We start from the raw sequence: 13981 nt of genomic DNA on the forward strand, positions 1-13981 counted from the left end.
CCGCTAGCGCTAGGGTTCCAGCCATGGCGGAGACCGTCGGGTTGTCGGTCGGTGCGACCAACTTGGCCGCGGTGGTGCCCGGGCGCGCGGTGGTGACGCGGAAATCGGTGCTGACGCTTTTCCGGCACCGGCAACCTGAGGTGGGTGTGCCGTCGGAAAACCCAAACCTCGACGAGCGCGGCCTCGTCGTCAGCGGCTTCGTTGACCGCGTCGGCGACCCCGTGGGCATCGTGGCTTCGGACGGCTCGACACACCGAGGCGAGGTGCTCCTGGCCGACGCACTGCGCGCGCTGCTGTACGCGGCCACCGACGGCCGGCCACCGGCCGAGCCGCCGACCGTCACCCACCCCACGCACTGGCGCCCGGCGAGCGTGGAGGCATTGGGCCGAGCACTGTCCGCGCTGCCGGAATGGTCGCGCGGCACGAATCCGGCGGCGCCGTTGTCGGATGCGACGGCCGCGCTGACCGCGCTGCGGGACAATCCCGGTGTGCCCGCGCGGGGCGTGATCGCACTGTGCGACTTCGGCGGCACCGGCACCAGCATCACGCTGGCCGACGCGGCGAACGGCTTTCAGCCAGTCGGCCCGACGGTTCGCCATGTCGACTTTTCCGGCGATCTGGTCGACCAGGCGCTGTTGAGGCACGTGATCGCCGACCTGTCAAGCGCCGGATCGGTCGACGTCTCCGGCACCTCGGCCATCGGTTCGCTGAACCGGCTGCGTGCCGAGTGCCGAGCGGCCAAGGAGCGGCTGTCGGGCGCCACGGTGACGTCGTTGGTCGCAGACTTGCCGGGCTCTCGCAGCGATATCCGGCTCACTCGCAATGAGCTCGAGGACGAAATCCGCCCGCCTCTTGAGGAATGCATCGCTGTGGTGCGAGACACTATGGACCGCAGCGGGATTCGTCCGGCTGACCTGGTCGCTGTTGCCGCAGTCGGTGGGGGCGCGAACATCCCGGCGGTCATCACCACGCTGTCCGAACATCTGCGTGTGCCGGTGATCACCGCGCCTCGGCCGGAATTGGCGGCCGCCACGGGCGCGGCGCTTCGCGGCGGACGCGGGCCGGCCGACGAGGGCGCGACGGCTCTGGCCGCGGCCGCACCGTTGGCCGCGGTGCCGTATGCGGGCGAACCGTCGGGCACCTTCCGGGCGCTGGCCTGGTCGGAAGCCGACGACGAAACCGAGGACTTCACCGATTACGCCGGCGATTATTCCGGCGACTATCCGACAGCCGGCGGTGCCACCGGCGCCCGTCCGCTCGTCGAGTTTGAGCAGCCGGAAGGCGATGCGTACGAGGAGGCGCAAGCGAAACCGCGCTGGTACCGCCGCCCACTGCCGGTGATCGGGGCGCTACTCGCGGTGCTGTTGCTGTGCGCGGTCATCGCGTTTATGGCTCTGCGCCACGGCACCAGTCCAACTTCGGTGACGACCACAACCACGCCGACCCCGGCCCCGACCGTGGCGCCCACGACACCGCCGCCGGCGACGGAGGCTCCCGCCCCGGTTGAGCCGCAGGCGCCGAAAACCCGCACGGTCACCGTCCCGCCGCCGGCGCCGAGCACCCAGGCGCCGCCCGCAGCCCCGCCGCCGGCCGCGCCGCCGCCGTCCACCGAAACGCCCACCTCGGAGGCCCCAGCGCCGACGACCCAACCTCCGTCGACGACTCAAGGGCCGCTTATCCCGACGATCCCCCCGATCCCGACGATTCCGGGACTGCCGCCGTTCATCCCTCAACCTCAAGCGCCGGCAGGCCCGTGATGCGCAGACTGGCCAGCGTCGGGTTCTAGGTAGCGGCCGTCAGCGCGGCCAACTCTGCTTGACCAGAAGCATTTTGGCCAACGGGATCTTTATGGGTTCCGGTGCTGCGGCGAGGCGCGTAGTAAGGCCTGATTCCAGCCGGTCGAAGAACTGCCGGACACGCTGCGGCCCGTCGTCCAACGCCGTTGCGAGCGTGGGAAACACCGATGCGCGTGCGAAGGCCGTCCAGCGAGCAGCAAAATCGTCAGCCTGGCGATCGGTTGCGAATCTTCGCCAAATCTCGTCGTCTGCAACGAATGTCTGGAAATGCTCGATCGTCAGTCCGGCGAAGCGCCCTCTGGGTGCGAATGGTGCGGTGAGGTCGGCCTCGCTGCGCGCGACGGTCGGCAGCGCCATCCTGCTCACCTCGTCCCGGCTGACCGCGCCCTCGCCGGCCATGCCGGCTAGCTCGGCGACGATGCCTTGAAGCAGTGGCGTGTAACCGAAGTCGCCGTCGTCGAGTGCCATCGTCAGCACCACGAGCTGACCGCCTGGCACCAGCTCGCGGCTGCGGGCCGTCAGGAACGCGATCCAATCGTCGGCGGCCTGCCGGGTGTAGGCACCGCGGGCTGCGTCGTCGCGGCTGTAGGCGATCTGTATGTGATCCGGAATCGAGGCAGGCACGCGGCTGAGCCAGTGCACCGCCCACGAACTCCAGCCGAGTGTCACGGTGTTGGACGGCAAAATCTGTTGGTAGAACGACCTACCCACCGCGGAGGGGAAAACGGCGGGATCGTCACGCAGATAGCTATGGGCGTCCGTGGCGAGTGTGTGGAACAGAGTCGTGTAGTCGTTCTCGGCCACGTCGGTGTGCAGGACGCAGATCGCGCGACCCGGCTCTGCGCGCTTGCGCAGGCGCGTGATCGCCGCGCCGATGGGCAGCAGCGAGTTGTGTCCGGCCGACGCGCCGTAATCGGCGATGACAATCGGCTGTGGGGCCCGAGGCAGCTCGACGTGCGCGGCCGCGTCCTCGAAGAGCCCCACGGCCGGCAACAGGCCGGCCGCTTGTACGCGGGACCTGCGGTTATAGGCACCGCCTGCCTCCAACGGCGCCGGCCGAACTGGCACGTCCGGTGACATGCCGAGACATTAGCGCCGGATCGGCTGCTACACGGAGTTTCCTTTCGGATACACCACGCCCGTGAGCTGTTCGGAGATCTCCCACAACCGCTTCAGGTCGGCCGGGTTACTTGCACGATCCGGGATCGCGGCGCGCGCGGTCGCGCCGGTCAGCTCACCGATACCCCTTGGCCCGTAGTAGCCGCCACCCTCGGCCTGTGGACTGGTCGCGGCGTACAGCGCGGGCAGGATGCCCACCTCGATGTCCTGCCAGACGAACGGAGCGACGACGCGGGTGAGCCGGTAGAACCGCTCCAACAGCGACGGGGTCTCTCGGCCGTGTGACGGCCCGCTGAGCTGCAGGTTGGTCTTCGTTAGGCCGGGGTGAGCCGCGTTGGACACGATGCCCCAGCCGGCCTCACGGCTGCGCCGGTCGAGCTCGAGCGCGAACATCAGCGTCGCCGATTTGGACTGGTTGTAGGCGCCGGTGGGGTTGTAGTGCTTCTCCCAATTGATGTCATCGAAGTTGATCCCGCCCAGTCGGGCGGCAATGCTGGAAAGCGACGTCACCCGTGCGCTGCCTGCGGCCCGCAACAGGGGAAGCAGCTGACCGGTCAATGCGAAGTGCCCCAGGTGATTACAGCCGAATTGCAGCTCGAAACCGTCCTCGGTGGCTTCCCGCTGCGGCGGCTGCATGATGCCCGCGTTGTTGACCAGGATGTCGATTGGGCGGCCCTCGGCATTGAGTTCCTCGGCGAGCGCCTTGACGCTGGCCAGCGACGCCAGGTCGAGGCGCTTGATGGTGAGCTTCGCGTCGGGCACCTGTTGGCGGATCCGCTGGATGGCGGCTTCGCCCTTGCTCTGGTTGCGGATGGCCATCACCACATCGGCGCCGGCCGCCGACAGCCGAGTGGCGAGGCCGAACCCGAGCCCGCTGTTGGCGCCCGTCACAACGGCCATCCTTCCGGACAAGTTGGGAACGTCGGTGTCGAAGGTTTCGCGAGCCATGGCATCACTCCTTGGTCTGGGCTGCCTCGTTTGTCTTGGCTGCCCCGATAATAACGGACCGATGGGCTGATAACAAGAGTCCAGCGGTCTGATAGTTTAGAGACGTGACGTTCACCTTCCAGCGGGCTCGGCGGCCCGAACAGATGGCAGCCCGACGGGCGGCGATTCTGGAGTCGGCGCGGGCGATGCTGGCCGAGAAGGGCGTCACCGAAATCAGCCTGCGCGAGCTCAGCGCACGGGTGGGGCTGGCGAAGTCCAACGTGCTGCGCTACTTCGACAGCCGGGAGGCGATTTTTCTCGAGTTGCTCGATGAGGAGATTCGGTCATGGCTGGCGGAGCTGGAAGCATTGCTCGGCAAGCCTCGGCCGCGAAAGAGCAGCTACGCCAACGAGTTCCGGGTCGGCACGACGATTGCCGACTCGCTGGCGGATCGACCGCTGCTGTGTGAGTTGATCAGCGCGATGGCAGGCGTGCTGGAGCGCAACATCTCGACTTCCTTTGCCCGGGACTTCAAGGTGCGTGCGATGGAAGACATCGATGCGTTGGCGCGGTTGGTAAGCCGCCAGCTGCCGTGGCTTGCGCCGGAATCGGCGGCTCTCTTTGCCGAGGGGGCACTGGCGCTGGCCGCCGGCATGTATCCGTTCTCGATGCCGACCGAGTCGGTGCGGATCGCGATGGCCGAAATCGGCATGCCCAATCCGCGGGAGCGATTCGCCGACGGGTTGCGCGACGGGCTGGTGACCTGGCTCGTCGGCGCGGCCGTTCGGAGCGGCTGAATCACCGCGTCGGAGGTGGCGTCGGCGTAGCTTCGGCCACATGACGACCCGCAACAGAACACCGCGACGCCGCCGCATCACTATGTGGCTCAACGGTGAAGGCCTCTAAGCTGGTCGGGATGTCCGCGCTTGACGCCATCGCTGAGTGGCCGTGCTCGAATGTGGCCGCGGCCGTTGTCGGGACGTCGGGTGTGTTGGCCGAATACGGCGACACGCGTCGGCGCTTCCGGTTGGCGTCGGTGACCAAGCCGCTGGTTGCGCGCGCGGTACACGTCGCGGTGGAAGAGGGCGTGGTCGAGTTGGATACGCCGGCGGGCCCGCCGGGGTCGACGGTGCGGCATCTGCTGTCGCATGCGTCCGGGCTGTCGATGCGGTCGGACGACCAGATGGCCGAGCCGGGCAAGCGCCGCGTGTACTCCAACTACGGCTTCCAAGTGGTCGCCGAGACGGTCGAACAGAAGTCCGGCATCGAGTTCTCCCGGTATCTGGGCGAGGCGATCTTCGAACCGCTGGGCATGGCGGAAACCACGCTGGGCGGCGGCGCGGAGGTCGCGGGGTTCGGTGCTAGCTCCACCGTGGCGGACCTGGCCGTGTTCGCCGGCGACTTGCTGCGGCCGGCGACGGTTTCGACACAGTTGCACGACGAAGCGATATCGGTGCAGTTTCCGGGACTTGACGGGGTGCTGCCCGGCTTCGGAGTGCAGCGGCCCAACGACTGGGGCCTCGGCTTCGAGATCAGGGACGACAAGTCGCCGCACTGGACCGGCGCTACGAATTCAGGGCGCACATATGGGCATTTCGGCCAGTCCGGCACCTTCATATGGGTTGATCCCGCGCGTGACTTGGCCCTCGTCGTGCTCGCGGACCGCAACTTCGACGACTGGGCACGCGATTGCTGGCCCCGGTTCTCAGACACGGTTCTCGCCGAATTTGCCGCAGACTAGCGCAACACATGCCTCACAAGGCACAATAGGCACGCACGGCACAGCTGCTCGTCGGTTTCGCCAGGTCGTTGGGGAAGACGTCCCTCGTGGAGCCGAAGGAGCAACAGATGCGTGCGTCGAACCAGTTCGCCGACGCGACGACCGGCGTGGTCTACATCCACGCCTCGCCCGCGGCGGTGTGCCCGCATGTCGAGTGGGCGCTGTCGTCGACCCTGCAGGCCCGCGCGGACCTGAAGTGGACTCCTCAGCCGGCGATGCCTGGACAGCTGCGTGCGGTCACGAACTGGGTCGGCCCGGTGGGGACCGGCGCCCGGCTGGCCAACGCGCTGCGGTCGTGGCCGGTGCTGCGGTTCGAGGTCACCGAGGATCCCAGCGCGGGCGTCGACGGGCATCGCTTCTGCCATACGCCGCAGCTCGGATTGTGGGGCGGCGCGATGAGCGCCAACGGCGACATCGTGGTCGGGGAGATGCGGCTGCGCACGCTGATGGCCGCGGGCGCCGACACGTTGCTGGCCGAACTGGACTCGGTGCTGGGCACGGCATGGGACGAGGCGCTCGAGCCGTATCGAAACGGTGGGGACGGCGCCGAGGTGTCTTGGCTCAGCCGGGGAGTGGGTTAGCGGCGTGGCACCCGCGAGTGCGAACATAGCTATGCGGCCGCGGCGTGTGGCATCGGCACATTCACACTCGGGCTAGGTCTTTGGCCTCAGCATCTTCAGCGCGCCGGAAACCGCCGACACTTGGGCGGGCAGCGGGCACGCGAACTCGCCGTCGGCGTAGGCGTTGATGCCGGGGCACTCCACGTGGATCGACTTCGCGCGAGCGGTGGTGACATCGTCGAGGTGAATGTGCGTGCCCTTGAAAACCGTGGGGAACAGCCGAACCAGCTTGGTCCGCGACGACGTGCGGACCATCGTGATGTCGAGTTGACCGTCGGAATGGTCGGCATTCGGGCAGATCAACATGCCGCCACCATAGCTTTTGGTGTTGCCCAACGCGGCGAGCGTCAGGTCGGCGGCGATCTCCTCGCCGCCGTCGAGCACGAGGCGGAACGGGAGCAGCCGCAGTTGCGACAGCTCGGCGAGCATCGCGACGTTGTACCGCATTCGGCCGTGCGGCCAGCGCATCCGGTTGGTGCGGTCGCTGACCAGCGAGTCGAAACCGGCGGCCATGACGGTGCCGAACCACTTCTCCGTTCCCGTGCTGGCGCGGATGTGCCCAAGGTCGACGGTTTCGGCCCAGCCGTCGGCGATGACGTCCGCGGCGGCCTCGGGATCGCCTGCGGGCAGCCGGTATTCGCGCGCGTGGTCGTTGCCGGTGCCGGCCGGGATGATGCCGAGCGGGATATCGGTGCGGGCAAGCGCCTGCAGCGCGAGGGAAATGACACCATCACCGCCGGCAATCACCAGCGCATCGGTGCCGCGGGCCAGTGCATCGTCGATCAGCCGGCGCGCGTGGTCGGCGTCGGTGCCGACGATTTCGCAGACCTCGACGCCGCGGCGCTGGAACTGGGCAATCGCCCGCTCGGCAGCGTGTGGGGCGTTGCCGTGCCCGGACATCGGATTGGTTAGCAGCGTCACGCTGCCGATATCGTGCCGCTGGCTCAAGGTATTAGCTTGCCCGGGTTGAGGATTCCGGCCGGATCGAGCGTCGCCTTGACCGCCCGCAACACCGCGACGCCGAGGTCGCCGACCTCGTTGCGCATCCACGGCCGGTGATCGACGCCCACCGCATGGTGGTGCGTGATCGTCGCACCGCACCGCACCATCGCCTCCGACGCGGCCGCCTTGGCGCGGCGCCACTGGTCGATCGGGTTTGCGCGCTGGCCCGCGACGACGGTGAAATATAGCGACGCGCCGGTGGGATACACATGCGAAATGTGGCACAGCACCAGCGCGGGTGTGCCGGAATCGCCGAGCGAGCTGGTGAGTGCTGCGGTGATCGCGGCTTTCATGGCGGCGATATTTGACCAGTTGGTCGCCGTCTCAAGCGTTTCGCACAGTGCACCCGCTGCCAGCAGCGAGTCGCGCAGGTACGGCGCGCTGAACCGGCCACGTGCCCACGCCCGCGCCGGCGCCTCGCCAAGCGACGTGCCGCCGTGGGCTGCCAGCACCGCGCGCGTCTCGGCGTGGCGGCTCTCGGTATGGGCGGCGGTACCTTCGAACACCGTGATGGCCAGGCAGCCGCCGGTGATGCTCTTTTCGCCGATCTCCTCGGCGGTGGCGAGGTTGACGCCGGTCTCGGCTTCGTCGGACAGCCGGATCACGGTGGGCCCCGTGCCGATCTGGGTGACCGCGCGCAATGCTGTTGTGCCGGTGTCGAAGTCGGGAAACGACCACGCCTCGTACAGAGTGGTTTCGGGGATCGGGTGCACACGTAGCCGCACTCGGGTGATGATGCCGAACACACCCTCCGATCCGGTGAGCAATTCGCGAAGGTCCGGTCCGGCGGCCGATTCCGGAGCCCGGCCGAGGTCGAGCACGCCGGCCGGCGTGATCACGCGCAGACCGCGGATCATGTCGTTGAAGCGGCCGTAGCCGGCCGAATTCTGCCCCGAGGACCTGGTCGCTGCGAAGCCGCCGATGGTCGCGAATTCAAAGCTCTGCGGGAAATGGCCCAGCGAGAAGCCGAGGTCGCCGAGCAGGCGCTCGGCGTCGGGTCCGGTGACACCCGCGCCGAGTTCGGCCTCGCCGGAAACCTCGTCGAGCGCATGCAGTTGGTCGAACCGCCGCAGGTCCAGGGACACGACGGCGCCGAACTCAGCACGAACCGGATCGAGCCCACCCACCACGCTGGTGCCTCCGCCGAACGGGACGACCGCGATGCGGTGCTCGGCGCAGTGGCGCAGGGTCGCGGCGATCTCGTCCTCGTCGCGGGGTAGCAGCACTGCGTCGGGCGCGTCCTGCACGCCGGTGTCCTTGCGGCGCAGCAGATCGAGCGTCGACTTGCCGCCGGCGTGCAGCAGCCGGCCGCGATCGTCGACGCGGCAAAATTCGGTGCCGACGATGTCGGCCAACGCGTCGCGATCCGCCGCCGACAGCGCCGACGGCCGCACCCTCACGTCGTGGATCTCGGGCGCGGCCAACGGCGACTCCTGGACGCCGAGCGCCTGTTTCAACAGCGAGCGAATTCCCTCGGACAGCGGCCTGGCCGCCGCTGGATCGCCCCAGGCGTTCCACTTCATCGGCGGAAGTAAGGCATCAAGGTCGCGCATGCGTTACAGTATTACAGATGCTGTCAATCAGTAACGCTGAATCGGTCGACATCGCCGACCGGATTCTCGACGCCGCCGCCACCTGTGTCCGGCACTTCGGCGTCGACCGTGTGACCCTCGCGGAAATCGCACGGCGGGCCGGAGTCAGCCGCCCGACCGTCTACCGCCGGTGGCCCGATACCAGGTCGATCCTGGCCGCGCTGCTCACCGCCCGCATTACCGGCGCGTGGCGCGACGTGCCGTCGCGGGGGACGGGCCGCGAAGCGCTGGTCGCGCGGATCGTCGCGGTGGCCGATCGGCTGCGACACGATGACGTGATCACGTCGGTGCTCCGGTCGGCGCCCGACCTGGCGATGATCTACATCGCCGATCGCCTCGGCAGCAGCCAGCAGATCATGATCGACGCGGTGGCCGCGGAGCTGCTGGCGGGACAACGCGACGGCAGCGTGCGCGCCGGCGACCCACGCCAGCTCGCCGCGATGGTGCTACTGATCACGCAGTCGACGATCCAGTCGGCACAAATCGTCAAACCGATCCTCGATGACGACACGCTCGCAACCGAACTCGGCTATTCATTGAACGGATATCTGTCATGACCAGCTCCACCGCGCTCAACGCTGCTCGTCGCGCCGCCGAACTCGCGGCCCTGGCCGACAACGGGCGCGTCGACGTGGTGGTGATCGGCGGCGGAATCACCGGAGCCGGCGTCGCTTTGGACGCCGCCAGTCGTGGGCTGAGCGTTGTTCTGGTGGAAAAGCACGATCTCGCGTTCGGCACGAGTCGCTGGAGTTCCAAGTTGGTCCATGGCGGGTTGCGGTATCTGGCGACCGGCAATGTCGGTATCGCGCGGCGCAGCGCCGTCGAACGCGGAATTCTGATGACGCGCAACGCTCCTCACCTCGCGCACGCGATGCCACAGCTGGTGCCACTGTTCCCGTCGATGGGGCGTGCCCAGCGGGCGATGGTGCGTGCGGGCTTTCTGGCCGGGGATGCGTTGCGGCGGCTGGCCGGTACGCCGTCGTCCGCATTGCCGCGGTCGCGTCGTGTGGGGGCGTCGTGGGCGGTCGAGCTGGTTCCGGCGGTTCGACGGGATGGCCTCGACGGCGGTTTCCTCGCCTATGATGGGCAATTGATTGACGACGCGCGGTTAGTCGTCGCGGTCGCGCGCACCGCCGCGCAGCACGGCGCCAGAATCGTCACCCGCGTCGCGGCCTCCAAGGTGACCGGCGACTCCGTCCGGCTCAACGACCAGCGTTCGGGCGACGCTTTCGACGTGTCGGCGCGAGTGGTGATCAATGCGACGGGCGTCTGGGCCGGAGAAATCGACCCGTCGCTCAGGTTACGGCCCAGCCGCGGAACACATTTGGTGTTCGACGCGGAGGCATTCGGTAATCCCACTGCGGCGCTGACTATTCCAATCCCGGGCGAGCTCAACCGCTTCGTGTTCGCGATGCCCGAGCAGCTTGGCCGGGTGTATCTCGGCCTGACCGACGAAGACGCGCTCGGCGCGATTCCCGATGTGCCGCAACCGACTGCGACGGAGATCAGCTTCCTGCTCGACACCGTCAACGCCGGGCTGGCCACCGCGCTGACTATCGACGACGTCGTCGGCGCGTACGCCGGCCTGCGGCCTCTGGCCGATACCGGTGCCGGCAATACCGCGGACATCTCCAGGGATCATGCGGTCGTCGAGTCGTCAACCGGCGTCATCAGCGTGATCGGCGGCAAGCTCACCGAGTACCGGTACATGGCCGAGGACGTGCTGAACCGAGCGGTGCAGTTGCGGGGCCTCGATCCGCGCGGCTGCCGGACGCGGAACCTGCCGCTGGTCGGCGCGCCGGCGAACCCCGTGTCGAGGGTCATCGAGGGCGGCCGGCTGCCGTCGTCGCTCGTCGCCCGCTACGGCGCCGAGGCCGCGAACGTCGTCGCGGCCGCAGCCTGCGCGCGTCCGACCGATCAGGTGGCCGAAGGCATCGACGTGACCCGCGCCGAGTTCGAATACGCGGTGACCCATGAGGGCGCGCTCGATGTGGACGACATCGTCGATCGCCGGACCCGGATCGGCCTGGTGCCCGCCGACCGCGACCGCGTCGTCGGGGTGGCGGAGGAATTCCTGGACCGGGTGGGCTAAGTTACAGCGGGATGTTCTTGTGCCTGCCGCGGCGGGCCGGCGCCTCCGCCAGCGCCTGCGTCAGCTTGCTCCGGGTGTGCGCCGGATCGATCTTCTCGTCGACCACGCCGATATCGATCGCGGCGTCCACGCCGCCGGCGATCTTCTCGTGCTCATCGGCAAGCTGTTCGTGCAACGCCTCGCGCTCATGCTCGGGCACGGCGGCCAGCTTCTTCTTGTGCAGAATCCCAACGGCAGCCTTGGCACCCATCACCGCGACCTCGGAATCGGGCCAAGCGAACACCTTCGTCGCGTTCAGCGACCGGGAATTCATCGCAATGTAGGCCCCGCCGTAGATCTTCCGGGTCACCAGCGTTACGCGGGGCACCGTGGCCTCGCCGAAGGCATGGAGGAGCTTGGCACCGCGGCGAACCACGCCGTCCCACTCCTGGTCAACGCCAGGCAGATAGCCGGGCACGTCGACGATGACGACCAGTGGAATCCCGAACGCGTCGCACAGCCGCACGAAACGTGCGGCCTTCTCCGCGCTTTCGGAGTTCAGGCAACCGCCGAGCCGTAGCGGGTTGTTTGCCAGCACTCCGACGGTGCGGCCTGAAAGCCGGCCCAGCCCGACGACGATCGACGGTGCCCACTTGGCCTGGAACTCATCGAACGGCGCGTCGTCATCGAGTACCGCGGTGACGATCGGGTGCACGTCGTAGGCCCGCCGCGCCGACTCGGGCAGCAGCGCCGCGATGTCGGTGTCACCGGCCTCGGCCTTGCCGCGGTCGAAATGTCCTTGCTGACAGAATAATCCGACCAGCCGGCGCCCACGCTCGTACGCGTCGAGTTCATTGTCGGCGACGATGTGGCACACGCCCGACTTCTTATGGTGTGTCTCCGGGCCGCCAAGCGAGGCCATGTCGACATCCTCGCCGGTCACGCTGCGCACCACATCGGGCCCGGTGACGAACACGCGGCTCTCCGGCGCCATCACGACGACGTCGGTCAGCGCCGGCCCGTACGCCGCGCCGCCCGCCGCGAAGCCGACAACCACCGAGATCTGCGGCACGTAGCCGGATGCCCGGATCATCGCCTCGAACATCAAACCGACCGCGTGCAGTGCCTTTACGCCCTCGGCCAGCCGGGCACCGCCGGAGTGCCAGATGCCCACGATCGGGCTCTGCTCCTCGATGGCGGTGTCGTAGGCGTCGACGATGTGCCGGCAGCCTTCGACACCCATCGCGCCGCCCATGACGGTGCCGTCGGTGCAGAACGCAATGGTGCGCACGCCGTTGACGGTGCCGGCCGCGGCCAGCACGCCAGAGCGGTCGCGCTCGTGCAGCAACGCGACGCTGCCGTGGTCGAAGAACGTGCTCAGGCGCAGCAGCGGATCGCGGGGGTCAAGCGATTCGCCGACGGCCTCGGGTGCCATGATGGTCATTGGAACCTCCTGGAAGCGCGTCGGGGATCGGCGTCAGCCCCGGTAAGCATCAAATCAGTACTTACCGAAGGCGAGCGCCACGTTGTGCCCACCGAACCCGAACGAGTTGTTAATGGCGTACTTGTAATCGCCGTAACGAGGCTCGCCCGCAACGACGTCCAGATCGATCTCTGGATCGGGTGTTTCATAGTTCAGTGTGGGCGGGATGACCCCGTCACGCAGCGTGAGCACGGTCAGCACCGACTCGAGCGCACCCACTGCACCAATCGAGTGGCCGAGCGCCGACTTCGGCGCATACACCGGGGCGTGCTCGACACCGGCGACCCGAATCGCGTTGGCTTCTGCCGTATCACCGATCGGCGTGGCCGTCGCGTGCGCGTTGATGTGGTCGATGTCCTTGGGGGACAACCCCGCAGTCTCCATCGACCGCTTCATCGCATATCCGGCACGTTGCCCGTCGGGCGCCGGCGCCACCATGTGGTAGGCGTCCGACGTGATGCCCGCACCCATTAGCCGGGCCAGCGGCTTGGCGCCACGGGCCTTCGCGTGCTCCTCGGTCTCGATGACCATCAGCGCACCGGCCTCGCCGAATACGAACCCGTCGCGGTTCTTGTCGAACGGGCGGGACGCGTTTTCCGGGTTCTCGTTGTTGGTCGACATCGCGCGCATCATCGAGAACGCCGCGATCGGATACGCCTCGATGGCACCCTCCACGCCGCCGCAGACCGCGATGTCGGCATCGCCCATCACGATCTGACGCCAGGCGTGTGCGATCGCCTCCGAGCCCGACGAACACGCCGAAACCGGGGTCATCACGCCGGCACGCGCGCCGAGCTGCAGGCCGACGACGGCCGCGGCGCCATTGGGCATGATCATCTGAACGGCGAGCGGCGACACCTTGCGGGTGCCGCCCTCGTTCATCAGGTCATAGGTCTCGACGATCTTCTCGCCGCCACCAAGCCCGGTGCCGATTACGACCGCGAACCGTTCCTGATCCACCTCCGGTGCGCCGGCGGCGTCCCACGCCCAGCCGCCGAGCAGCTTGGCCATCCGCTGCACATACGACATGCGCCGCAGATCCAGCCGCGTCATGTGGATGTCGATGCCCTCCTTGAGATGGCCACCGATCCGCACCGGCAGGTCAAACTTCGTTACGAAGTCGTCTTCGAGAGTGTGGATGCCGCTCTCGCCCGCCAACAGGCCTTTCCAAGTGGTCTCGATGTCGGGCGAAATCGCTGTTGTCGCCGTGACGGCGGTGACTACGACATTTGGAAAACCGCCGTTGGCAGTTGAGGGTCGGGTCATGCGCGATCGGCTTCAATCTTGGCGCGAAGGGCCTCGGCGGCCTCGGGGTTCTCTTCCTCGAGCTTCTGGATGTAGGAGACGACGTCACCGACGGTGCGCAGACCAGCGAGGTCCTCGTCGGGAATCTTCACGCCGTACTTGTCCTCGGTCTGCACCGCGATCTCGACCATCGACAGTGAGTCGATGTCCAGGTCGTCCACAAAGGACTTCTCGACGGTCACCTCGGACGGCTCGATGCCGGTGACCTCTTCGATGATCTCCGCGAGACCGGCGATGATTTCTTCCTGAGTGGCGGGCACAGTGGCTCCTTCTTCATTGGTGTTGT

13 protein-coding genes are annotated in these 13981 nt (G+C 67.7%); 6 read left to right on the plus strand and 7 right to left on the minus strand.

Annotated features, from left to right (window positions below):
- The first annotated feature begins 23 nt into the window (after positions 1-23).
- Positions 24-1757, plus strand: a complete 1734-nt coding sequence (locus VE759_RS00270; protein WP_324927026.1) for an Hsp70 family protein — start codon at positions 24-26, stop codon at positions 1755-1757.
- 39 nt (positions 1758-1796) lie between these two features.
- On the opposite strand, the gene VE759_RS00275 is transcribed toward VE759_RS00270, so the two are convergent.
- Positions 1797-2876, minus strand: coding sequence for an SAM-dependent methyltransferase (locus VE759_RS00275; protein ID WP_324927028.1), 1080 nt, complete (start codon positions 2874-2876; stop codon positions 1797-1799).
- A gap of 27 nt (positions 2877-2903) precedes the next feature.
- Positions 2904-3863 carry an SDR family oxidoreductase gene (locus tag VE759_RS00280; RefSeq protein ID WP_324927031.1) on the minus strand — a complete coding sequence of 320 codons (960 nt, stop codon included), beginning with the start codon at positions 3861-3863 and terminating at the stop codon, positions 2904-2906.
- Positions 3864-3967: 104 nt separating this feature from the next.
- On the opposite strand from VE759_RS00280, the gene VE759_RS00285 reads away from it, so the two are divergent.
- The 3 genes from VE759_RS00285 to VE759_RS00295 all read left to right on the plus strand — a co-directional run bounded on the left by VE759_RS00285 (position 3968) and on the right by VE759_RS00295 (position 6203).
- A complete protein-coding gene (locus tag VE759_RS00285) occupies positions 3968-4639 on the plus strand; it encodes a TetR/AcrR family transcriptional regulator (protein ID WP_324927033.1) in 672 nt (223 codons plus the stop codon).
- 119 nt (positions 4640-4758) lie between these two features.
- The gene (locus VE759_RS00290) at positions 4759-5583 is read left to right on the plus strand and encodes a serine hydrolase domain-containing protein (protein WP_324927036.1); all 825 of its coding nucleotides are present in this window, start codon (positions 4759-4761) and stop codon (positions 5581-5583) included.
- A 107-nt stretch (positions 5584-5690) separates the two neighbouring features.
- Positions 5691-6203, plus strand: a complete 513-nt coding sequence (locus VE759_RS00295) for a DUF3145 domain-containing protein (RefSeq protein WP_324927039.1) — start codon at positions 5691-5693, stop codon at positions 6201-6203.
- Positions 6204-6275: 72 nt separating this feature from the next.
- On the opposite strand, the gene VE759_RS00300 is transcribed toward VE759_RS00295, so the two are convergent.
- Positions 6276-7190 carry a diacylglycerol kinase gene (locus tag VE759_RS00300; RefSeq protein WP_324927042.1) on the minus strand — a complete coding sequence of 305 codons (915 nt, stop codon included), beginning with the start codon at positions 7188-7190 and terminating at the stop codon, positions 6276-6278.
- Positions 7187-8767, minus strand: a complete 1581-nt coding sequence (locus VE759_RS00305; protein ID WP_324927238.1) for an FAD-binding oxidoreductase — start codon at positions 8765-8767, stop codon at positions 7187-7189. The genes VE759_RS00300 and VE759_RS00305 overlap by 4 nt, the downstream gene beginning before the upstream one ends.
- Positions 8768-8814: 47 nt before the next feature.
- Between VE759_RS00305 and VE759_RS00310 the strand changes: the two genes are divergently transcribed.
- Both VE759_RS00310 and VE759_RS00315 read left to right on the plus strand, forming a co-directional pair.
- Positions 8815-9393, plus strand: a complete 579-nt coding sequence (locus tag VE759_RS00310) for a helix-turn-helix domain-containing protein (protein WP_324927045.1) — start codon at positions 8815-8817, stop codon at positions 9391-9393.
- Complete coding sequence (locus VE759_RS00315; RefSeq protein ID WP_324927048.1) at positions 9390-10928, plus strand: glycerol-3-phosphate dehydrogenase/oxidase; 1539 nt, start codon at positions 9390-9392, stop codon at positions 10926-10928. Before VE759_RS00310 ends, VE759_RS00315 begins: the two co-directional genes overlap by 4 nt.
- Before the next feature lies 1 nt (position 10929).
- Here the strand turns inward: VE759_RS00315 and VE759_RS00320 are convergent, their stop codons facing one another.
- The 3 genes from VE759_RS00320 to acpM are packed head-to-tail and all read right to left on the minus strand — an operon-like array spanning position 10930 to position 13955.
- Positions 10930-12351 (minus strand): acyl-CoA carboxylase subunit beta, encoded by a 1422-nt coding sequence (locus VE759_RS00320; protein ID WP_324927051.1) that lies wholly within the window; start codon positions 12349-12351, stop codon positions 10930-10932.
- A gap of 54 nt (positions 12352-12405) precedes the next feature.
- Positions 12406-13656, minus strand: coding sequence for a 3-oxoacyl-ACP synthase KasA (kasA, locus tag VE759_RS00325; protein WP_324927054.1), 1251 nt, complete (start codon positions 13654-13656; stop codon positions 12406-12408).
- Positions 13653-13955, minus strand: a complete 303-nt coding sequence (gene acpM / locus VE759_RS00330; protein ID WP_324927057.1) for a meromycolate extension acyl carrier protein AcpM — start codon at positions 13953-13955, stop codon at positions 13653-13655. Before acpM ends, kasA begins: the two co-directional genes overlap by 4 nt.
- Positions 13956-13981: the final 26 nt, after the last annotated feature.

Source organism: Mycobacterium sp. (assembly GCF_035640695.1).
Taxonomy (GTDB): Bacteria; Actinomycetota; Actinomycetes; order Mycobacteriales; family Mycobacteriaceae; genus Mycobacterium.